The sequence below is a fragment of the Streptomyces aurantiaciflavus genome (assembly GCF_049808595.1).
GTDB lineage: Bacteria > Actinomycetota > Actinomycetes > Streptomycetales > Streptomycetaceae > Streptomyces.
On the sequence record NZ_JBNCAQ010000025.1, the window covers coordinates 77,381 to 96,395 of the forward strand.

Annotated in this window: 21 protein-coding genes; 16 read left to right on the forward strand and 5 right to left on the reverse strand. The window is 72.8% G+C overall.

The annotated features are described in order from the left end of the window. Positions 1-5: 5 nt before the first annotated feature. Positions 6-959, reverse strand: coding sequence for an LLM class F420-dependent oxidoreductase (locus ACPT94_RS27650; protein ID WP_425247090.1), 954 nt, complete (start codon positions 957-959; stop codon positions 6-8). 431 nt (positions 960-1,390) lie between these two features. Between ACPT94_RS27650 and ACPT94_RS27655 the strand changes: the two genes are divergently transcribed. From ACPT94_RS27655 to ACPT94_RS27715, 13 genes are all read left to right on the forward strand, one after another. Then, positions 1,391-3,208 carry an NAD(P)/FAD-dependent oxidoreductase gene (locus ACPT94_RS27655; RefSeq protein ID WP_425247091.1) on the forward strand — a complete coding sequence of 606 codons (1,818 nt, stop codon included), beginning with the start codon at positions 1,391-1,393 and terminating at the stop codon, positions 3,206-3,208. Between the two features lie 4 nt (positions 3,209-3,212). Next, complete coding sequence (locus tag ACPT94_RS27660; protein ID WP_425247092.1) at positions 3,213-5,069, forward strand: transketolase; 1,857 nt, start codon at positions 3,213-3,215, stop codon at positions 5,067-5,069. Continuing rightward, the gene (ligD, locus tag ACPT94_RS27665) at positions 5,066-5,995 is read left to right on the forward strand and encodes a non-homologous end-joining DNA ligase (RefSeq protein ID WP_425247093.1); all 930 of its coding nucleotides are present in this window, start codon (positions 5,066-5,068) and stop codon (positions 5,993-5,995) included. Before ACPT94_RS27660 ends, ligD begins: the two co-directional genes overlap by 4 nt. 113 nt (positions 5,996-6,108) lie before the next feature. Next, entirely contained in the window at positions 6,109-6,549 is a 441-nt protein-coding gene (locus tag ACPT94_RS27670) for a gas vesicle protein GvpO (protein ID WP_425247094.1), read from the forward strand. A 58-nt stretch (positions 6,550-6,607) separates the two neighbouring features. Next, positions 6,608-7,036 carry a gas vesicle structural protein GvpA gene (locus tag ACPT94_RS27675; protein WP_360330061.1) on the forward strand — a complete coding sequence of 143 codons (429 nt, stop codon included), beginning with the start codon at positions 6,608-6,610 and terminating at the stop codon, positions 7,034-7,036. Then, a complete protein-coding gene (locus ACPT94_RS27680) occupies positions 7,033-7,785 on the forward strand; it encodes a GvpL/GvpF family gas vesicle protein (RefSeq protein ID WP_360330058.1) in 753 nt (250 codons plus the stop codon). Before ACPT94_RS27675 ends, ACPT94_RS27680 begins: the two co-directional genes overlap by 4 nt. Before the next feature lie 30 nt (positions 7,786-7,815). Then, the gene (locus ACPT94_RS27685; protein ID WP_360330055.1) at positions 7,816-8,076 is read left to right on the forward strand and encodes a gas vesicle protein GvpG; all 261 of its coding nucleotides are present in this window, start codon (positions 7,816-7,818) and stop codon (positions 8,074-8,076) included. Further along, complete coding sequence (locus tag ACPT94_RS27690; protein WP_360330052.1) at positions 8,073-8,729, forward strand: DNA primase; 657 nt, start codon at positions 8,073-8,075, stop codon at positions 8,727-8,729. Before ACPT94_RS27685 ends, ACPT94_RS27690 begins: the two co-directional genes overlap by 4 nt. Further along, complete coding sequence (locus tag ACPT94_RS27695) at positions 8,726-9,859, forward strand: SRPBCC family protein (protein ID WP_425247095.1); 1,134 nt, start codon at positions 8,726-8,728, stop codon at positions 9,857-9,859. The genes ACPT94_RS27690 and ACPT94_RS27695 overlap by 4 nt, the downstream gene beginning before the upstream one ends. Then, a complete protein-coding gene (locus ACPT94_RS27700; protein WP_360330047.1) occupies positions 9,856-10,197 on the forward strand; it encodes a gas vesicle protein in 342 nt (113 codons plus the stop codon). The genes ACPT94_RS27695 and ACPT94_RS27700 overlap by 4 nt, the downstream gene beginning before the upstream one ends. Continuing rightward, positions 10,194-10,991 (forward strand): GvpL/GvpF family gas vesicle protein, encoded by a 798-nt coding sequence (locus ACPT94_RS27705; RefSeq protein ID WP_425247096.1) that lies wholly within the window; start codon positions 10,194-10,196, stop codon positions 10,989-10,991. Before ACPT94_RS27700 ends, ACPT94_RS27705 begins: the two co-directional genes overlap by 4 nt. Then, a complete protein-coding gene (locus ACPT94_RS27710; RefSeq protein ID WP_360330041.1) occupies positions 10,988-11,176 on the forward strand; it encodes a gas vesicle protein in 189 nt (62 codons plus the stop codon). The genes ACPT94_RS27705 and ACPT94_RS27710 overlap by 4 nt, the downstream gene beginning before the upstream one ends. Then, positions 11,173-11,457: a gas vesicle protein K gene (locus ACPT94_RS27715; RefSeq protein WP_360330038.1), complete on the forward strand. Its 285-nt coding sequence runs from the start codon at positions 11,173-11,175 to the stop codon at positions 11,455-11,457. The genes ACPT94_RS27710 and ACPT94_RS27715 overlap by 4 nt, the downstream gene beginning before the upstream one ends. Positions 11,458-11,502: 45 nt before the next feature. Here the strand turns inward: ACPT94_RS27715 and ACPT94_RS27720 are convergent, their stop codons facing one another. From ACPT94_RS27720 to ACPT94_RS27730, 3 genes are all read right to left on the reverse strand, one after another. Continuing rightward, on the reverse strand, positions 11,503-11,673 hold the full coding sequence (locus tag ACPT94_RS27720; RefSeq protein ID WP_360330035.1) for a hydrophobic protein: 171 nt from the start codon (positions 11,671-11,673) through the stop codon (positions 11,503-11,505). 43 nt (positions 11,674-11,716) lie between these two features. Continuing rightward, positions 11,717-12,538: a class I SAM-dependent methyltransferase gene (locus ACPT94_RS27725; protein ID WP_360330032.1), complete on the reverse strand. Its 822-nt coding sequence runs from the start codon at positions 12,536-12,538 to the stop codon at positions 11,717-11,719. 151 nt (positions 12,539-12,689) lie between these two features. Next, positions 12,690-14,177 carry a bifunctional phosphatase PAP2/diacylglycerol kinase family protein gene (locus tag ACPT94_RS27730; protein ID WP_425247097.1) on the reverse strand — a complete coding sequence of 496 codons (1,488 nt, stop codon included), beginning with the start codon at positions 14,175-14,177 and terminating at the stop codon, positions 12,690-12,692. 70 nt (positions 14,178-14,247) lie between these two features. Here ACPT94_RS27730 and ACPT94_RS27735 point away from each other — a divergent pair, with 70 nt between their 5' ends. Both ACPT94_RS27735 and ACPT94_RS27740 read left to right on the forward strand, forming a co-directional pair. Then, positions 14,248-14,910 (forward strand): histidine phosphatase family protein, encoded by a 663-nt coding sequence (locus ACPT94_RS27735; protein WP_360330026.1) that lies wholly within the window; start codon positions 14,248-14,250, stop codon positions 14,908-14,910. A 519-nt stretch (positions 14,911-15,429) separates the two neighbouring features. Beyond that, positions 15,430-17,049: an ATP-binding cassette domain-containing protein gene (locus ACPT94_RS27740; protein ID WP_360330023.1), complete on the forward strand. Its 1,620-nt coding sequence runs from the start codon at positions 15,430-15,432 to the stop codon at positions 17,047-17,049. A 438-nt stretch (positions 17,050-17,487) separates the two neighbouring features. Here the strand turns inward: ACPT94_RS27740 and ACPT94_RS27745 are convergent, their stop codons facing one another. Further along, entirely contained in the window at positions 17,488-18,591 is a 1,104-nt protein-coding gene (locus ACPT94_RS27745) for a baeRF2 domain-containing protein (RefSeq protein ID WP_425247098.1), read from the reverse strand. Between the two features lie 55 nt (positions 18,592-18,646). On the opposite strand from ACPT94_RS27745, the gene ACPT94_RS27750 reads away from it, so the two are divergent. Next, positions 18,647-18,985, forward strand: a complete 339-nt coding sequence (locus tag ACPT94_RS27750; protein ID WP_360330017.1) for a DUF6158 family protein — start codon at positions 18,647-18,649, stop codon at positions 18,983-18,985. Positions 18,986-19,015: the final 30 nt, after the last annotated feature.

The following is a 19,015-nucleotide window of genomic DNA, read 5'->3' on the forward strand; positions in this document are numbered from 1 at the left end:
CGGCCTCACGGCAGCTGCGGCAGCACCTTGGTGCGGTAGAAGTCGAAGAAGCCGCGCTGGTCGGGGCCGATCTGGTTGACGTAGATCCGGTCGAAGCCCGCGTCGGCGAACGCCTTCAGCGTGGAGACGTGCTGGTCGACGTCGTCGCCGCACACCGTGTTCTCGCTGACCATCTCCTCGGTGACCAGCGGCTGAAGCTGCTCGAAGTGGCTCGGCGTGGGGAGGATCTGGCCCATCTCGCCGGGCAGCAGCTGGTTCGACCAGAGCCGGTGGACGGTACGGACCGCCTCCTCGCGGTCGGTGCCGTAACAGACCTTCGTGCCGCCGCTGACCAGCTTGGTGCCGCCACCGCCCTTGCGGAACTGCTCCACCATCGACTCCTTCGGCATCATCGTGATGTAGCCGTCTCCGACGCGGGACGCGAGCGCCGTCGCCTTCGGGCCGAAGCCGGAGATGTCGATCGGGACCGGCTCGTCGGGGACGGTGTAGAGGCGTGCGTTCTCCACCTTGTAGTGGGTGCCGTAGTGGTTGACCTCTTCCCCGGTGAACAGCCGGCGCATGATCTGGATCGCCTCCTCCAGCATCTCCAGGCGCACGTGCGCGGGCGGCCAGGCGTCGCCGAGAACGTGTTCGTTGAGGGCCTCGCCCGAGCCGACGCCGAGACGGAAGCGGCCGTTCGTCATCACCGCGGACGTGGCGGCGGCCTGCGCCACCACCGCCGGGTGCATCCGCACGGTCGGGCAGGTCACCGCCGTCTCGATGGGCAGCGACACCGCCTCCGACAGCGCGCCGATCACCGACCAGACGAACGGGCTCTGGCCCTGCGCGTCGTTCCACGGGTGATAGTGGTCGGAGATCCACAGCGCCCGGAAACCGGCCTGCTCGGCCATCCGCGCCTGCTCGATCAGATCCGCGGGGCCGAACTCCTCGCAGGACAGGAAGTAGCCGTACTCGGGCATGGGGGGTACCTCCGGCGGGTGGGGTTGGTCGCGGGCCGAGTACCCGGGGCGGGGGCGGGAAACCGGGCGCGCGGCTGGGCTGAGCGGTTTTTGCCCACCCACCCGCCCGTCTCGGTCGGCTGAGGGGTGGCCCTCGTCCCGGGGCTGCGCCCCGGACCCCAGCGGGGACTGCATCCCCTGCGTCCCTGCCCGGGCTGCGCCCCCGCCTTGCCCGCCCCTCGGGGCGAGACATGGCCCCTCGCCTCGGGGCCGCGCCCCGCTCCCCTGCGGGGCTGGGGCCCTGCCCCTGCACCCCACCCGGTCCCCCTCCGCAGGAGAGGGACCGGGCCTGCTCCCCCGAAGCCCCCCACGTTTGGCCGCCCCGGCCAGGGGGACGCGGAAACCCTCGTGCGGTAAATCCCCGTACGACGCACACCGCCGGGAGGCGAACCGTGAGTCGACCCCGCATCGTGATCGTCGGAGCCGGTTTCGCCGGGTACCGGACGGCCCGCACTCTGGCGCGGGCGGCCCGGGGCCGGGCCGACATCACCCTGCTGAACCCGACCGACTACTTCCTGTACCTGCCCCTGCTGCCCCAGGTGGCCGCCGGCATCCTCGAACCCCGGCGGGTCACCGTCTCCCTCTCCGGCACGTTGCCGGGGGTGCGGCTGGTGCTGGGCGAGGCCGACCATGTCGACCTCGACGCACGCACCGTCCACCACACCGACCCCGAGGGCCGGCGGGGCACCCTCACCTACGACCGGCTGGTGCTCGCCGCCGGCAGCGTCAACAAGCTGCTGCCCATCCCCGGCGTCGCCGAGCACGCGCACGGCTTCCGGGGGCTGCCCGAGGCGCTCTACCTGCGTGACCACGTCACCCGCCAGGTGGAGCTGGCCGCCACCGCCGACAACGCCGAGGAATGCGCCGCGCGTTGTACGTTCGTGGTGGTGGGCGCCGGCTACACCGGCACCGAAGTCGCCGCGCAGGGGCGGCTGTTCACCGACGCGCTGGTGCGCTCCCACCCCCTGCGCAGGGGCATGCGGCCGCGCTGGCTGCTCCTCGACATCGCACCCCGCGTCCTGCCCGAACTGGACGAGCGGCTCTCCCGCACCGCCGACCGGGTGCTGCGCGAGCGGGGCGTCGAGGTGCGCATGGGGACCTCGGTGAAGGAGGCCACCCGCGACGGAGTCCTGCTCACCGACGGCGAGTTCGTCGACACCCGCACCCTGGTGTGGTGCGTGGGCGTACGGCCCGATCCGCTCGCCGAGTCCCTCGGACTGCCCATGGAACGCGGCCGGCTGCTCGTCGAGCCCACGCTCCAGGTGCCGGGCCGGCCCGAGGTGTTCGCGTGCGGGGACGCCGCCGCCGTGCCCGACCTGGAGAAGCCCGGCCAGTACACGCCGATGACCGCACAGCACGCCTGGCGGCAGGGCAAGGTCGCCGGGCACAACATCGCGGCCTCGCTGACCGGGCGCCCCATGCGGCCGTACCGGCACAAGGACATGGGTTTCGTCGTCGACCTCGGCGGGGTCAAGGCCGCCGCCAACCCGCTCGGCATCCCCCTCTCCGGGCTGCCGGCCGGCGCCGTCACCCGCGGCTACCACCTCGCCGCCATGCCGGGCAACCGCGTCCGCGTCGCCGCCGACTGGCTGCTGGACGCCGTACTGCCGCGCCAGGGCGTCCAGTTGGGGCTCGTCCGGTCGTGGTCGGTGCCGCTGGACACGGCCTCGCCGGAGCTGGCGCGCATGCCGGACGGGCGGCAGCGGGACGCCGCTCAGGCTTCCGCGTCCACGCCCCAGTCCGCCGGCGCGGGGGCCTCCCCGTCCACGGCGGCTTCCGGACCCGGGGCGGCCGTCGCCCCGGAGGTCGACGGCGGAGTCGTCCACGAGACGCACGGCCCGGCCGGTGAGGAGGTGCACGGCGGGGCCCGTGCAGGCGATGACACCCAGACGATCACCACACCGACGCCGGAGATCGCGAAGAACGAGAACGAGAACGCGAACGCGAACGAGCACGAGAGTCAGAGCGAGAGCGAGGACGAGAACGAGAACGGGAACGGGAACGGGAACGGGAACGGGAACGGCGGGAAGAGCACCGGGAACGGAGCGGACGCACCGCAGTCGGCCGGAGGCCGGCCGAGCCCGGAGCCGGCGAAGCGGCAGCCCGGCTCGGAAGCCGCGAAGAACCAGCCGGGGTCCGAGCCCGCGAAGAACCAGCCCGTCCCGGGCCCCGCCGAGCGTCCCGACGCCTCCTCGGAAGGAGACCAGTAACCCGATGGACACCGCCGAACTCGCCGAACTGGGCCAGCAGTTGCGTGTCGACAGCGTTCGCGCCTCCGCCGCCGCGGGGTCCGGGCACCCGACGTCCTCGATGTCCGCCGCCGACCTGATGGCCGTGCTGCTCGCGAACCACCTCCGCTACGACTTCGACCGGCCCGCCCACCCGGGCAACGACCGCTTCGTCCTCTCCAAGGGCCACGCCTCCCCGCTGCTGTACTCGGCCTACAAGGCGGCCGGCGCGATCGACGACGAGGAGCTGCTCACCTTCCGCAAGCTGGGCAGCCGGCTCGAGGGGCATCCGACCCCGCAGCGGCTGCCGTGGGTGGAGACGGCCACCGGGTCGCTCGGGCAGGGACTGCCGGTGGGCGTCGGTATCGCGCTCGCTGGGAAGCGGCTGGACCGCTCCGAGGCGCGGGTGTGGGTGCTGTGCGGGGACAGCGAGCTGGCCGAGGGCTCGGTCTGGGAGGCCGCCGAGCACGCGGGCCACGAGCACCTGGACAACCTCACCGCGATCGTCGACGTCAACCGGCTCGGCCAGCGCGGCCCGACCCGGCACGGCCACGACCTCGACGCGTACGCCCGCCGCTTCCAGGCCTTCGGCTGGCACACCGTCGAGATCGACGGCCACGACGTCGACGCCGTCGACCGTGCGTACGGGGAGGCCCGGTCCACCAAGGGTCAGCCCACCGCGATCCTCGCCCGCACCCTCAAGGGCAGGGGCGTGGAGTCCGTCCAGGACCGCGAGGGTCTGCACGGCAAGCCGCTGCCCGACGCGGAGGAGGCGATCGAGGAGCTCGGCGGGCCCCGTGACCTGCGGGTCGAGGTGCACGAGCCGCCCGCGACCCGCATGCTGCACTCCGTCCCCACGGGCCGTCTGGACCTGCCGCGCTGGGAGAAGGGCGACTCCGACAAGGGGGTCGCGACCCGCGACGCGTTCGGTCAGGCGCTCGCCGCCCTCGGCACGGCCCGCGGTGACGTCGTCGCCCTCGACGGCGAGGTCGGTGACTCCACGCGCACCGAGTTCTTCGCCAAGGAACACCCCGACCGTTTCTTCGAGTGCTACATCGCCGAGCAGCAGCTCGTCGCCACCGCCGTGGGTCTCGCCGCGCGCGGCTATGTGCCGTACGCCTCCACGTTCGCGGCCTTCCTGACCCGGGCGTACGACTTCGTGCGCATGGCCTCCATCAGCGGGGCCGGGCTCAACCTGGTCGGCTCGCACGCGGGTGTGGCCATCGGGCAGGACGGGCCCTCGCAGATGGGCCTGGAGGACCTGGCGATGTTCCGGGCCGTGCACGGCTCGACCGTGCTGTACCCGTGCGACGCCAACCAGACCGCGCGTCTGGTCGCCGCCATGGCCGGGCTGGACGGCATCCGCTACCTGCGCACCTCGCGCGGCGGCAGCCCGGTGATCTACGGGCCCGACGAGGAGTTCCCGGTGGGCGGCAGCAAGGTGCTGCGCTCCTCCGGCCGGGACCGGCTGACGCTCGTCGCGGCCGGTGTCACCGTGCACGAGGCGCTGAAGGCCGCCGAGGCCCTCGACGGCGAAGGGATCGCGGCGCGGGTCATCGACCTGTACTCGGTGAAGCCCGTCGACCGGGCCACGCTGCGGCGGGCCGCCGAGGAGACCGGGTGCCTGGTGACGGTGGAGGACCACCACGAGGAGGGCGGCCTCGGCGACGCCGTCCTGGACGCCTTCCTCGACGGGCGGCCCCTGCCCCGCCTGGTGCGCCTGGCCGTGCGGACGATGCCGGGCTCGGCGAGCCCGGACGAGCAGCTGCACGCGGCCGGGATCGACGCCGAGTCGATCGCCGCGTCCGCCCGGCTGCTGGTGGAGACGGCGGTGGTGCCATGAGCGCGGACGGGGACGTCCGCACGGTGCGGGCCGGCCGTCGCAGCGTCGAGGTCCACCGGCCGGACAAGGTGCTCTTCACCGGCGGAGGGGAGGGCAAGGAGTACACGAAAGGCGATCTCGTCGACTACTACCGGTCGGTGGCCGAGTTCATGCTCCCGCACCTGCGCGGCCGGCCCCTGATGCTGGAGCGGCATCCGGACGGGCTCGACGGGCCGCGGTTCATGCAGAAGAACACGCCGGAGCACTATCCGGAGTGGATCAGACGGGTGGAGGTGCCGAAGGAGGACGGCACCGTGTGCCACACCGTGTGCGACGACTCCGCCACCCTCGCCTACCTCGCCGACCAGGCGTGCCTCACCCTGCACCGCTGGCTGTCGAAGGCCGGCGCCGTGGACCGCCCCGATGTGATGATCTTCGACCTCGATCCTCCCGGCGACGACTTCGCGGCCGTCCGCCAGGCGGCCCGGTGGCTGGGCGAGCTGCTCGACGAGGTCCGGCTGCCCTCGGCGCTGATGACGACCGGCTCCCGCGGGCTGCACGTCGTCGTCCCCCTCGACGGGCAGCACGACTTCGACGAGGTGCGTGCCTTCGCCCGGGACGCCGCCGAACTGCTCGCCGCCGACCACCCCGACCGGCTCACCACGGCCGCCCGCAAGAAGGACCGCGGCGACCGTCTCTACCTCGACGTCCAGCGCAACGCCTACGCCCAGACCGCCGTCGCCCCGTTCGCGGTGCGTGCCCGGCCCGGCGCGCCCGTCGCCACGCCCGTCACCTGGGAGCAGCTCGACGACCCCGCGCTCGGCCCGCGCCGCTGGACCGTCGACGACGCCGTGGAGCAGGCCCGCACCCACCCGTGGTCCTCAGTGATCGGCCGCGGCCGTGCCCTCGGGCCGGCCCGGCGCCGCCTCGACGCCCTGCGTGGCTGACACGTGGCTCGCACACACCGCCGGTATGCGGCTTTTCCGCCCGGCGGTTCAGACCCGTGCGCTCGTGAAGGTTTGGCCAAGGACCTTCCGGCCACCCGGAAGAAGAGGTGGCCATGTCGAACACAAAGCACACATCGCATTCGCAGACTTCACAAAATTCAGCCGAGAAAGCGGAGAACAGGTCCGGGAACGGTTCCAGTAACCGTTCCAGTGACGGCTCCAGCAGCAGTTCCAGAGACGACGACTCCTCGAACGACAGGGACGACACCGTGGCAGAGGACCGGCCGACCCCGATGGAGGTCCTGCGGCAGGCGCGCAGCCAGCTCGCGGAGCTGACCGGCATGGCGGCCGAGAGCGTCTCGTCCTTCGAGCAGACGGAGGACGGCTGGTCGCTGGAGATCGAGGTCATGGAGCTCGCCCGTGTCCCCGACACGATGAGCCTGATGGCGAGCTACCAGGTCGAACTCGACCCACAGGGCCAGCTCACCGGCTACCGGCGCGTTCGCCGTTACGAACGCGGGAGGGCCGACTCACACAGGCCCGGCGGCCGTTAGGCCGCGTTCCCGTACCCAGACCCGAACACCGATACCGAGACAAGGAGGCGCGGTCGGCATGACCGTTGTCCCGGCACAGCAGACCGGCGGCGGAGGCGGCAGCAGCGGCCTCTACGACGTACTGGAGCTCGTCCTCGACAGGGGGCTCGTCATCGACGCGTTCGTGCGGGTGTCCCTGGTGGGCATCGAGATCCTGAAGATCGACGTCCGGGTCGTCGTGGCCAGCGTCGACACCTACCTGCGGTTCGCCGAGGCGTGCAACCGCCTCGACCTGGAGGCCGGCCCGCGCAAGAGCCCCGGACTGCCCGAGATCGTCGGCGAGGTCACCGAGTCCGGTGCGCGCGGCAAGTCGAAGGGGGCGCTGTCCGGAGCCGCCGAGACCATCTCCGGCGCTTTCAAGCAGGCCCGCGAGGAGGGTGAGACCGAGTCCAGGCCGCGTGCCCGCAAGTCCACGTCGTCCGCGCGCAGGAAGGAGGAGCAGGAGTGAGCACGTACGTCTACGGCATCACCGCGCGTTCGCACGCGGCCCTTCCCGAGGAGCTGGCCGGCGTCGGCGAGCCGCCTCTGCCGGTGCGCGTGCTGACCGAGGGCGACCTGGCGGCGATCGTCAGCGACGCGCCCGAGAACCTGCGCCCCAAGCGCAAGGACCTGCTGGCCCACCAGAACGTCCTCGCCGAGGTCGGCGCCGACGGCTGTGTGCTGCCCATGCGGTTCGGCAGCGTCGCCCCCGACGACAAGGCCGTCACCGGGGTGCTCGCCGAGCGCGCCGAGCACTACCAGGAGCGGCTGCGCGCCCTCGACGGCAAGGTCGAGTACAACGTCAAGGCCACCCATGTCGAGGAGGCCGTGCTGCACCAGGTGATGGCGGAGAGCCCCGAACTGCGGGCCCTCGCCGAGTCCAACCGGCAGGCCGGCGGCGGCACCTACGAGCAGCGGCTGCAGCTCGGCGAGATGGTGGCCTCCGCGGTCAAGGCCCGTGAGGCACAGGACGCGGCCGCGGTGCAGCAGGCGCTGGACCCGCTGGCCGCCGCCGTCAGCGTGGGCCCCGAGTCGACGGGCTGGCTGGCCAACGTGTCGTTCCTGGTGGCACGGGACCGGGCCGCCGAGTTCGCGAACGCGGTGGACGAGCTGCGCAAGGAGAATCCGCACCTCGACCTGCGGCTCAACGGGCCGCTGCCGCCGTACAGCTTCGTCGAGCCCGGCCCGGCGCAGCCCGCGGGGGCAACGGGGGAGTAACGAAGCACGGAAAGCCGAAGGAGCAGGGAGATGGGTCTGATCTCAGAGGTGCTGCTGCTGCCGTTCGCCCCGGTGCGCGGCAGCGGGTGGGTGATCGGACAGGTGCTGCGCGAGGCGGAACGGATCTACTACGACCCCGCCACGGTCCGAGCCGAACTCTCCCGGCTCGAGGAGCAGTTGGAGGCCGGCGAGATCACTGAGGAGGAGTTCGACCGCATGGAGGACGAGCTTCTCGACCGGCTGGAGATCGCCACGCGCCGCAGCGCGGGAACGGACGGGACGGCACGATGAACCGAATGGGACTGGGCCTCGCGGTAGGGGCCGGCTACGTCCTCGGACGTACGAAGAAGCTGAAGGCGGCGGTCGCCGTCGGCTCGCTGGTGGCCGGCAAGAAGTTGAACCTGACCCCGCGCGCCCTGGCGGACCTGGTGTCGCGGCAGCTGGCGGAGAACCCGCAGTACAAGGAGATCGGCGACCAGCTCCGCCAGGACCTGCGAGGCGTCGGCAAGGCGGCCTCCGGGGCCGTGGTCGAGCGGCGGATGGACGCGCTCGCCGACCGGCTGCACGGCCGTACCGCCCAGGTCCGCGACAAGGTCGCGGGCGTCGTGCCCGAGGCGTCGCGGAAGCGGTCCCGGGACGACGAGGAAGAGGCCGACGAGGAGTACGAGGAGCCGGAGGACGAGCAGGAGGCCGAGGCCGCGGAGGCCGGCGACGGCGAGGAGGCCGACGAAGGCGACGAGCCGCAGCGGAACAAGGCCGCGGCCCGCAAGGCGCCGGCGAAGACCGCGAAGAAGGCCCCCACGAAGAAGGCGTCCGCGAAGAAGGCGCCCGCCAGGAAGGCACCGGTGCACAGGACAGCGGCGAAGAAGACCGCCTCGGCCAGGAAGACGGCCGCGAAGACCGCTTCCCGGGGCCGGGGACCGAAGGGAGGCGGTGAGCGATGACCGAGACCCTCGGACGGGCGACGTCGGCGGCTTCCACGGCGGCCGGCAAGGCCACCGGAGGCGGCCCGCTCGCCGGGGTCGCGCAGAGCGAGGCCGCCGACCGGCTGAAGGCGGAGGTGCAGGAGTACCTCGCCGCGCAGGCCCAGCGCCTGCTGGTCGGCGTCGGCCGCAAGCTCGGCGAGACCACCGTCAGACTGAACGACATCGCCGAGGGCAAGAGCCCCGGCTTCGCCAAGCTGGCCCTCGAAGGCGGCCGCAAACTGGCCGCCGGCAAGGGCCCGCTGCGTACCGCGGTGGAACTCGGCGCCTCCCGCGCCAAGGACAGCGTGAAGGGCGTGCTGCAGGACCTCGGCGGCGGCAAGGCCAAACGCAAGCGCCGGGCGGGCCGCAAGCCCACCGTCATCATGGAGCAGATCGATGTCGGCGTGCCGCTGCGCACCGCCTACGACCAGTGGACGCAGTACCAGGACTTCAGCACCTTCGCCAAGGGCGTCAAGAGCGCGAGCCGCGCCGACGACACCACCAGTGACTGGCAGGCGAAGGTCTTCTGGTCCAACCGCAGCTGGAAGGCGAAGACGACCGAACAGGTACCGGACGACCGGATCTCCTGGACGTCGGAGGGTGCCAAGGGCACCACCAGGGGCGTCGTGTCCTTCCACCGGCTCGCGGACAACCTCACCCGTGTCCTGCTGGTCATCGAGTACTACCCCACGGGGTTCTTCGAGAAGACCGGCAACATCTGGCGCGCGCAGGGCCGGCGCGCCCGCCTCGACCTGAAGAACTTCGCCCGCTTCATCACCCTCAAGGGGGAGGCGGAGGACAGCTGGCGCGGCGAGATCCGCGACGGCGAGGTCGTCCGCTCCCACGAGGACGCGCTCGCGGACGAGCGCGACGAAGAGGCGGAAGAGGCCGAGGCCGAAGAAGAGGACGAGGAAGAGGACGAGGGCGAGGAGTACGAGGAGGAGCCCGAGTCGGAGTACGACGAGGAGGAACCCGAGTCGGAGTACGACGAGGAGCCCGAGGACGAGGCCGAAGCCGAGGAAGAGGGACCCGAGGCCGAGGCCGAAGAAGAGGACGAGGACGAGGAGGAGTACGAGGGCGAGCGCGCTGACGACGGGGGTCGGCGATGACCATGCCGAGCCGGATGCCGGAGCCGTACGGCCAGGGCAGCGGGGCCAACCTCGCCGACATCCTGGAACGGGTCCTCGACAAGGGAATCGTCATCGCCGGCGACATCCGGATCAACCTGCTCGACATCGAACTGCTCACCATCAAGCTCCGCCTCATCGTCGCCTCGGTCGACAAGGCCAAGGAGATGGGCATCGACTGGTGGGAGGACGACCCGGAGCTGTCCACCCGCGCCCGCCGCGACGCTCTCGCGCGGGAGAACGCCGAGTTGCGTGAACGGCTGGCGCGGCTGGAGGAACTGGAACCGGGCCGCGCCCGTACCCGGGAGGAGTCCCCATGACAGGACTGCGGTACGTGTACGCCGTCTGCCGGCCCCTCAGCGCGCCGCTCCAGGCCGAGCTGACGGGCGTGGGCGGCGCTCCCGCCAAGATGCTGCACCACCACGGCCTGGTCGCCGTCGTCAGCGACGTGCCGGAGCGGGACTTCGCCGAGGAGCCGCTGAGGGCGCACCTGGAGGACCTGGACTGGCTCGCCGCGACCGCCCGCGGCCACCAGCAGGTCATCGACGCGCTCACGGCGGTCACCACGCCGCTGCCGCTCCGGCTCGCGACCGTCTTCCGGGACGACAGCGGTGTCCGCGTGATGATCGAGGCCGGCGAGGACGACTTCCGGCGCACCCTGGACCGGCTGGAGGGGCGCGTCGAGTGGGGGGTGAAGGTCTACGTCGAGGCCACCCCGGAAACCGCCGTCCCCGCGGAATCCGGGCCGCCGGCGAAACCCGCTTCCGGGCGGGACTATCTGCTGCAGCGCCGTATGCGCGCGAAGGCACACGAGGACAGCTGGATTCGCGCGGAGCGATTCGCGGGCCGGCTGCACTCTCTTCTCTCCGCGCACGCGGACGCCGCCCGCCTTCACCCGCCGCAGAACGCGGCCCTTTCCCGGGCCTCGGGGCAGAACGTGCTGAATGCCGCCTATCTGGTACCGCGCAAGGATTCCGAGGAATTCGTGGAAATCGTGGACCGTACGAAGGGTGAGGAACCCGGAATGCGGGTCGAACTCACCGGTCCGTGGGCGGCCTATTCCTTTGTGGACCTGGAGTCCGCGCAGTCGGAGGAGGGGGAGGAGGGCTCATGACCGTCGTGGAGCGCCGTGAGATCGCCCTGGTGGACCTGCTCGACCGGCTGCTCGCCGGCGGGGTCGTCATCACCGGTGACATCACGCTGCGGATCGCGGACGTCGACCTCGTCCGCATCGACCTGAACGCCCTGATCAGTTCCGTGAACAAGAACGTGCCCGCGCCCTGGGGGGATCTGGTGTGACGACGCCACGCAACCGTCTCGACCTCGAGCCCGACACCGTCGAGCGCGACCTGGTCAAACTCGTCCTCACCGTCGTGGAACTGCTGCGCCAGCTGATGGAACGGCAGGCGCTGCGCCGTTTCGACCAGGGCGACCTGACCGAGGAGCAGGAGGAGCGGATCGGGCTCACCCTGATGCTGCTCGACGACCGCATGACCGAACTGCGCGAGCGCTACGGACTGCGGCCCGAGGACCTCAATCTGGACCTCGGGCCGCTCGGACCGCTGCTTCCCCGGGAATGACTCCGTGTGCGAATTGCTCTGTTGCGGTTGTATTCCCGGGCTAATTCACCACCTGTACCAGCGGCCCCTGCCTCCTGCCGCGGTGGTTCCGCGCATCAGGAACCCCAGCAGCCAGACGACGAGAACCGCGATCGCGATCCACCAAAGCACCTTCACCGCGAATCCGGCACCGAAGAGAATCAGCGCCAACAGCAGTACCAGCAGGATGGGAACCATAGTGTGAAACCTCCTGCTGTTCGGGTTTCCCGGATTTCGCGAATCAGACGTCCTTTCGGCACAGAATCTCTCCGTGCAGGACACTGAACCATCCGTCCTGCTGTTTTCCCCATTCCCGCCAGGCCTCCGCTACGGCCCGCAGCCCGGCCTCGGTCGCGTGCCCGCCCTCGACGGCCCGCCCGGCGTAGGCGGAGGCGAGGGTGCGGTCGGCCCACAGGCCGCTCCACCACGCCCGCTCCTCGGGGGTGCTGAAGGTCCAGGTGGCCGACGTGGCCGTGATGTCGGTGAAGCCCGCGGCCAGCGCCCAGGACTTCAGCCGGCGCCCGGCGTCCGGCTCACCGCCGTTCGCGCGGGCCACCCGGCGGTACAGGTCCAGCCAGCCGTCCAGGCCGGACGACTCCGGATACCAGGTCATCGCCGCGTAGTCGGAGTCCCGTACGGCGACGAACCCGCCCGGCCGGGTCACCCGCCGCATCTCGCGCAGCGCCTGCACCGGGTCCCCGACGTGCTGGAGGACCTGGTGGGCGTGGACCACGCAGAACGTGTCGTCCGGGAAGTCGAGGGCGTGGACGTCGGCGACCGCGAAGTCGACGTTGGTCAGGCCGCGCTCGGCGGCGGTGGCCCGTGCCTGGTCCAGGATGCCCGGCGCGTGGTCGACGGCGGTGACGTGTCCGTCGGGGACCAGGGCCGCCAGGTCGGCGGTGATGGTGCCCGGCCCGCAGCCGACGTCCAGGATCCTCATGTGGGGCTTGAGCGAACCGAGCAGGTAGGCCGCGGAGTTGGCGGCGGTCCGCCAGGTGTGGGAACGCAGCACCGACTCGTGGTGCCCGTGCGTGTAGACGGCGGTCTCTCGTGCTTCCGGCATGGCTCTGCCCCTTCTCGACGGACCGGCCCCGGGGCTCCGGGAAGCCCGGGGCGATACGCGTCACCGTACGCGCCCAACCGAATGCTGAGACTATTTATTCCGCTATGTGGACTGATGGTCTGTCAGGTGCACTGGGGCGATGTCCGTTCTTTCAGGGCTGGGGCCGGTACACCGTCAGCGCCTCGGGCAGTTTCTCCAGCGTCACCTCGCCCTGGACCTCGGTGATCTCGCCGTCGTGGGCGAGGAGCGTGCCGGAGGCGACGTTCTTCAGGTGCAGACGGCCGACCTGGACGGCGGCATGGACGGGGGAGCCTGTGAGGGGGCCTGCGAAGGCCGCGGCGAGCAGACGCAGCGCGGGCCTGCGGCCGCCGTGCACGACGCGTACGTCGAGTCGGCCGTCGGCCAGGTCGACGCGCCGGCCCGGGGCGAGGCCCTGCCGGTGATAGGTGCCGTTGCCGGCGAAGAGCAGCCACAACGGGCGGGCCCTGCCGCCGACCTCGGCCTCCAGCGGATGCCGGTCCGCGCGCAGCACCCGCAGGGCCGCGAGAACGCCGGCGGGCCAGCCGCCGACGCGGTGCGACCAGCGGTCCCGTTCGCGCACCAGCTCCGGATAGACGCCCAGGCTGCACGTGTTGAGGAAGACGCCCTGCCGCGCCCCGCAGCGGAACCGGCCCACGTCCACGCGCACGGCCTCGCCGTCGCGTACGGCCCGGGCCAGCGTCCGCACGTCCTCCACGCCCAGGTCGTACGCGAAGTGGTTGAGGGTGCCGCCGGGGAGAACGGCCAGCGGCAGCCCGTGACGCAGGGCGACCTCGGCGGCCGTGCTCACCGTGCCGTCGCCGCCGCACACCCCGAGGACATGGGCGCGAGCCGCCGCCTTCTCCAACTCGGCCGGTACGTCGGCAGGTTCGCACTCGACCAGCTCCGCGAGCGGCAGCGCCTCGTGCAGCGCGCGGACCCGGTCGGCGCTCCCGGCGGCGGTGTTGGCCACGACCACCAGGCCCTCCCCGTCGGGCAGCGCGGGCGCCTGCGCACGGGGCCGGGCCGGCGGGACGGCCGGGCCCCGGGCCGGCACCAGACCCCGTACGGCGAACGCGGCGCCCATGCCCAGGGCCGCGCCCGCGAGGACGTCGCTCGGGAAGTGGACGCCCGTGTAGACGCGGGACATCGCCACCGAGAACGCGACCGGCGCCACCACCGCGCCCCACGCCGGCGACTCCAGCGCGACGCCGGTCGCGAAGGCCGCCGCCGACGCGGAGTGCCCGGACGGGAAGGACGTGGTGATCGGCTGCCGCCTGAGCCGCCGGACCAGCGGCACCGGGTCCAGCACGGGCCGCGGGCGGCGCACCGAGCGCTTGCCGAGGGTGTTGATCGTCAGGGAGGCCAGGCTCAGCGAGGCGAGCCCCCGGGCGGCGGCCCGGCGGGCCCGGGGCGTGCGGCTCGCCGCCATCGCGGCCGCCGCCGCGAACCACAGCACGCCGTGGTTGGCGCTGCGGCTCAGCCGCGGCAGGACGGGTTCCGCGGCGGGCCAGTCGCGTTCGGCGGCGAACTCGAACAGCCGGCAGTCCAGGGCGAGCAGCCGGTCGCGCAGGGGGTGGCGGCCGGGCTGCGGGGCGGTCAGATCGACGTCTGGGCTCATGAGCCGCGGGTACCCTGCAGGGGCCGTTTCCTGCGCCGGGCGGCAGGCACCGACACGGGAGGGTGACCGGATGCGTCTGATCCTCGTACGCCACGGGGAGACCCCCACCAACGTGGACTACCTGCTGGACACCGCCGCCCCCGGCCCCGGCCTCACCGAACTGGGCGAGCGACAGGCCGCCGCGCTCCCCGAGGCCCTCGCCGACGAGGACGTCGAGGCCCTGTACGCCTCCACCCTCGTCCGCACCCAGCTCACGGCCGCGCCGCTGGCCGCCGCCCGCGGCCTCGACGTACGCGTCCGCGACGGCATCCGCGAGATCTTCGCGGGCGACCTGGAACTCCTCCGCGGCGACTCGGCGGAGGGCGAGCGCTACATGCGCACCGTCTTCGCCTGGGCGGCCGGCGACACGGAGCTGCGCATGCCCGGCGGCGAGAGCGGCACCGAGTTCCTCGCCCGCTACGACGCCGTGGTCGCCGAGGCCGCCGCGAGCGGCGCCGGCACCGCCGTCCTGATCAGCCACGGCGCCGCCATCCGCACCTGGTCCGCCGCCCGCGCCCACAACGTCGACATCCCCTTCGCCGCCACCCACCGACTCGCCAACACCGGCACGGTCATCCTGGAAGGCTCCCCCACCGACGGCTGGAAGGCCCTGACCTGGGCGGGCACGACCGTGACCCCGTCCGGCGAGCCGGGACCGGCGGGGGAGCCGCTGGACGGGGCGGAACCCAGGTGACACCGGCCGGCTGACGGGGGCCGGCTGACACGGCTGGGCACCGGGCCGGCCCCCTTCGGGCGGCTCGGTGTGTCGCGAGGGCGCCCGGCGGTGGGCGCGGGACCCGACGGGCCGTGGTGCCGGCCCGACACCGCGTTCGCCGCTTGTCGGCCGTCGGCTCGTCGAGTGATCCGGCGATCGGGCGGGTGACCCGGTTGCCCCTGTCCCGCGTGGCTCACTGTGTGCTCCGAGGGCGTTCGGGAGCGCTGGGCTGCTCAGCCCGTGGTGTTGAGGGGTGCCGTGTCCGCCGCTTGCCGGCCGTCGCGGCTCGTCGGCCGGGCGGGCGGCCCGGCGGCGGCGTGGCCGCCAGGCTCGCCCGCTCTGGGCGGCGCCACGGGCCTGTGTCCCGATGGCCGTCGGCGGCCGGGTGCGCCGGCGCCCCGACGTCCCCGGGCCGTCGTCGTCCCCGACGAGCGAGGATCCGGCCTGGGGGAATAAGGGTTTGCCGGGTTCCGAGGGCGGCCCGCAGAATGCCTCCTCATGGGACATCTGGAAGCCGCGCACCTCGAGTACTACCTCCCCGACGGGAGGGCGTTGCTCGGCGACGTGTCCTTCCGGGTGGGCGAAGGCGCCGTCGTGGCGCTCGTCGGACCCAACGGCGCCGGCAAGACGACCCTGCTGCGGCTGATCTCCGGCGAACTGAAACCGCACGGCGGCACCGTCACCGTCGGCGGCGGCCTCGGCGTGATGCGCCAGTTCGTGGGGTCCGTCCGGGACGAGACGACCGTACGCGACCTCCTCGTCTCCGTCGCCCCGCCCCGCATTCGCGAGGCCGCGCGGGCCGTCGACGAGGCCGAGCACGCGATCATGACCGTGGACGACGAGGCCGCCCAGCTGCAGTACGCGCAGGCCCTCGCCGACTGGGCCGAGGCGCGCGGGTACGAGGCCGAGACGCTGTGGGACATGTGCACGACGGCCGCGCTGGGCGTGCCGTACGACAAGGCGCAGTTCCGGCTGGTGCGCACGCTGTCCGGCGGTGAGCAGAAGCGGCTCGTCCTCGAGGCGCTGCTGCGCGGCACCGACGAGGTGCTGCTGCTCGACGAGCCCGACAACTACCTCGACGTGCCCGGAAAACGGTGGCTGGAGGAGCGGTTGAAGGAGACCCGCAAGACGGTCCTCTTCGTCTCCCACGACCGCGAACTCCTCTCCCGTGCCGCCGAGAAGATCGTCTCCGTCGAGCCCGGCCCGGCCGGCGCCGACGCCTGGGTGCACGGCGGTGGCTTCGCCACCTTCCACGAGGCCCGCCGGGAACGCTTCGCCCGCTTCGAGGAGTTGCGCAGGCGGTGGGACGAGAAGCACGCCCAGCTGAAGAAGCTGGTGCTGAACCTCCGCCAGGCCGCTTCCGTCAGCCATGAGATGGCCTCCCGCTACCAGGCCGCGCAGACCCGTCTGCGCAAGTTCGAGGAGGCGGGTCCGCCGCCCGAGCCGCCGCGCGAGCAGGACATCAGGATGCGCCTCAAGGGCGGCCGTACGGGAGTGCGGGCCGTCACCTGCGAGGGACTTGAGCTGACCGGCCTGATGAAGCCCTTCGACCTGGAGGTCTTCTACGGCGAACGCGTCGCCGTCCTCGGCTCCAACGGCTCCGGCAAGTCGCACTTCCTGCGGCTCCTCGCCGGCGAGGACGTGGCGCACACCGGTGCGTGGAAGCTGGGGGCGCGCGTGCTGCCCGGGCACTTCGCCCAGACCCACGCCCACCCGGAGCTCCAGGGCCGCACGCTCCTGGACATCCTGTGGAAGGAACACTCCCAGGACCGGGGCGCGGCCATGTCCCGGCTGCGCCGCTACGAGCTGACCCAGCAGGCCGAGCAGGCCTTCGACCGGCTCTCCGGCGGCCAGCAGGCCCGCTTCCAGATCCTGCTCCTGGAACTGGAGGGCGCCACGGCGCTGCTGCTCGACGAGCCGACCGACAACCTCGACCTGGAGTCCGCCGAGGCCCTCCAGGAGGGCCTGGAGGCCTTCGACGGCACGGTCCTCGCCGTCACCCACGACCGCTGGTTCGCCCGCTCCTTCGACCGCTTCCTGGTCTTCGGCAGCGACGGCCGGGTCCGGGAGACCCCGGAGCCGGTGTGGGACGAGCGGCGCGTGGAGCGGGCCCGGTAACCGGGTGGGCCGGATGCCTCCGGGGGTCGGGCAGCCGGGTGGGCAGGGCGCCCGGGCGGGCCGGGCAACCCGGACAGGCAGGGCAGCCGGGTGGGCCGGGCAACCCAGGGGGCAGGGCAACCCGGATAAGCAGGGCGCCCGGATGGGCCCGGCACCTGGATCGCCGGGTAGCCCAGTAAGCCGGTGCCAGGCAGCCGGATGGCCTGGCAGCGCGGTGACCGGATGCCGGGCAGCCGGAAGGACCGGGCACCCGCACGGACCGGGTAGCCGGACGGACCGCATAGCCGGAAGGACCGGGTAGCCGGGCAGCCAGGCACCCGGACGGACCGGGTAGCCGGACGGACCGCATAGCCGGAAGGACCGGGTAGCCGGGTAGACGGGCACCCGGAAGGACCGGGTAGCCGGAAGGACCGGCGGGCCCGCGGGGGCCCCTCCGGGCTACTTCCAGCGCAGCAGCGCGCCCAGGCCGCCCACCGGCGCGTCCCCCTCGGCCGCGGGTACGACGAGCACGGGCGCGTCCGTGGCGACCGCCGACCGGATCAGCGCGTCGTCCGCGCGGGCCGCCCACGAGTGCTGCTCGCCGAGCGTCTTCAGCTCCGTACGGCGCACCGCCAGCTGGTCCGGGTCCTCGCCGATCCACACCTCCCGGTGGGTGTCCGGGCCGTCGGCGCGGATCAGCAGCTCGTCGATGCGGTGCTCACGGGCCGCCTCGACCAGCGCCGGCACGCCCTCCGCGGCCCCGGCGCGCCCCTCGGCGTCCGGTGCGCGGGCGGCCAGGAACCGCTCCAGCTCGGCCTCGGCCTGCCGACGGGCGTGTTCGGCGCGGGCCGCCTCCACGTCCTCGTCCAGCAGCCGGCTGCCCGTGCCGTGGGCCGCCTCGACCACCCGGTCGTGCAGCCGCTGCGGCAGCCGCTCGTGCACGGCCCGCCGCTCCCGGTCGTCACCGACGAGAATCAGCAGGTCGGCGCGTGTCTCCTCCTGGCAGACGGTGAGCGCGTCGGCGATCTCGGCCGCGTTGTGCTCCCAGGTGTTCTCCACCTTCAGCTGGAAGTGCCGCTCGGACCAGTCGACCGTCGACGTGCGGTGGACGGGATACTGCCGACCGGCGACCTTCCCCGCGTCCTCGCGGCCCCGCCCGGTGCGCAGCTCGAAGTCCGCGCCCCTGCGGTCGATGTACGCCACCACGCACACCGGGTCCTGGTCGGCCAGCTCCAGCAGCGGGGTGACCCGCGGCAGCGGCGCCCACTCGGCGGTGTCGCCCTGCGGGGCCCGGGCCAGCGGTGGATCGAGGACCACCTCGCCGGCGCGGGCGAACAGGGCCCGCCCGTGCGGCTCCGAGGAGTGGGCCAGTTCCTCGATGGCCCTCTCCACCGCCCGGCAGGTGGCCTCGTCCGCCCCTTGCTCCGCCAGCTCCCGCGCCATGGCGCTGGCCGTGAGGTGCCGCTCGTGGGGGGTGCTCTCCGTGTGCCGGGAGGTATCGACGTAGACGGAGGCCCAGGGGCCGGAATGTTCGTACAGTGGATGCAGAAAAGCGAGATCCATGGCTCCCTCCCGGATGCCGCGTGGGGTCTGTGCTCCAGGCGGGTACCCGAACCCCATGGACGAACACGACAAGTGGGGTACGACCATGACCGGAGTCGACCCGGACCGGCTGGACGACCAGCAGCTCATGAAAGAGCTGGAGACGATCCACCGCACGCGCCACGACACGCTGCTGTACGGCTCGAACGACGCGCTGCGCGCCCACAACGACCGCATGGCCCAGCTGGAGGGCGAGTACCTGCGCCGCAACCCGCGCCGCTCCGTCACCCCGGGCCGCACCCGAGAGGGAGCCCGGGACCGCGACGCCGCCGACGCCGGCGGCGCGAAGACTTCGGCCGGCACCCCGGTCGGCAAGTGGGGCCGGGGTACGACGGAGGGCCCCGGCGGGGCCTGAGCCCGCCGGGGCCGCTCGGGGGACCGACCC

Bases quoted from the DNA above. Each gene is read 5' to 3' on its own strand.
- ACPT94_RS27735 (WP_360330026.1), top strand. From the start codon at position 14,248: ATGCGTCTGATCCTCGTACGCCACGGGGAGACCCCCACCAACGTGGAC.
- ACPT94_RS27705 (WP_425247096.1), top strand. From the start codon at position 10,194: ATGACAGGACTGCGGTACGTGTACGCCGTCTGCCGGCCCCTCAGCGCG.
- ACPT94_RS27745 (WP_425247098.1), bottom strand. From the start codon at position 18,591: ATGGATCTCGCTTTTCTGCATCCACTGTACGAACATTCCGGCCCCTGG.
- ACPT94_RS27670 (WP_425247094.1), top strand. From the start codon at position 6,109: ATGTCGAACACAAAGCACACATCGCATTCGCAGACTTCACAAAATTCA.
- ACPT94_RS27725 (WP_360330032.1), bottom strand. From the start codon at position 12,538: ATGCCGGAAGCACGAGAGACCGCCGTCTACACGCACGGGCACCACGAG.
- ligD (WP_425247093.1), top strand. From the start codon at position 5,066: ATGAGCGCGGACGGGGACGTCCGCACGGTGCGGGCCGGCCGTCGCAGC.
- ACPT94_RS27700 (WP_360330047.1), top strand. From the start codon at position 9,856: ATGACCATGCCGAGCCGGATGCCGGAGCCGTACGGCCAGGGCAGCGGG.
- ACPT94_RS27720 (WP_360330035.1), bottom strand. From the start codon at position 11,673: ATGGTTCCCATCCTGCTGGTACTGCTGTTGGCGCTGATTCTCTTCGGT.
- ACPT94_RS27750 (WP_360330017.1), top strand. From the start codon at position 18,647: ATGGACGAACACGACAAGTGGGGTACGACCATGACCGGAGTCGACCCG.
- ACPT94_RS27660 (WP_425247092.1), top strand. From the start codon at position 3,213: ATGGACACCGCCGAACTCGCCGAACTGGGCCAGCAGTTGCGTGTCGAC.
- ACPT94_RS27690 (WP_360330052.1), top strand. From the start codon at position 8,073: ATGAACCGAATGGGACTGGGCCTCGCGGTAGGGGCCGGCTACGTCCTC.
- ACPT94_RS27650 (WP_425247090.1), bottom strand. From the start codon at position 959: ATGCCCGAGTACGGCTACTTCCTGTCCTGCGAGGAGTTCGGCCCCGCG.
- ACPT94_RS27710 (WP_360330041.1), top strand. From the start codon at position 10,988: ATGACCGTCGTGGAGCGCCGTGAGATCGCCCTGGTGGACCTGCTCGAC.
- ACPT94_RS27685 (WP_360330055.1), top strand. From the start codon at position 7,816: ATGGGTCTGATCTCAGAGGTGCTGCTGCTGCCGTTCGCCCCGGTGCGC.
- ACPT94_RS27695 (WP_425247095.1), top strand. From the start codon at position 8,726: ATGACCGAGACCCTCGGACGGGCGACGTCGGCGGCTTCCACGGCGGCC.
- ACPT94_RS27740 (WP_360330023.1), top strand. From the start codon at position 15,430: ATGGGACATCTGGAAGCCGCGCACCTCGAGTACTACCTCCCCGACGGG.
- ACPT94_RS27730 (WP_425247097.1), bottom strand. From the start codon at position 14,177: ATGAGCCCAGACGTCGATCTGACCGCCCCGCAGCCCGGCCGCCACCCC.
- ACPT94_RS27675 (WP_360330061.1), top strand. From the start codon at position 6,608: ATGACCGTTGTCCCGGCACAGCAGACCGGCGGCGGAGGCGGCAGCAGC.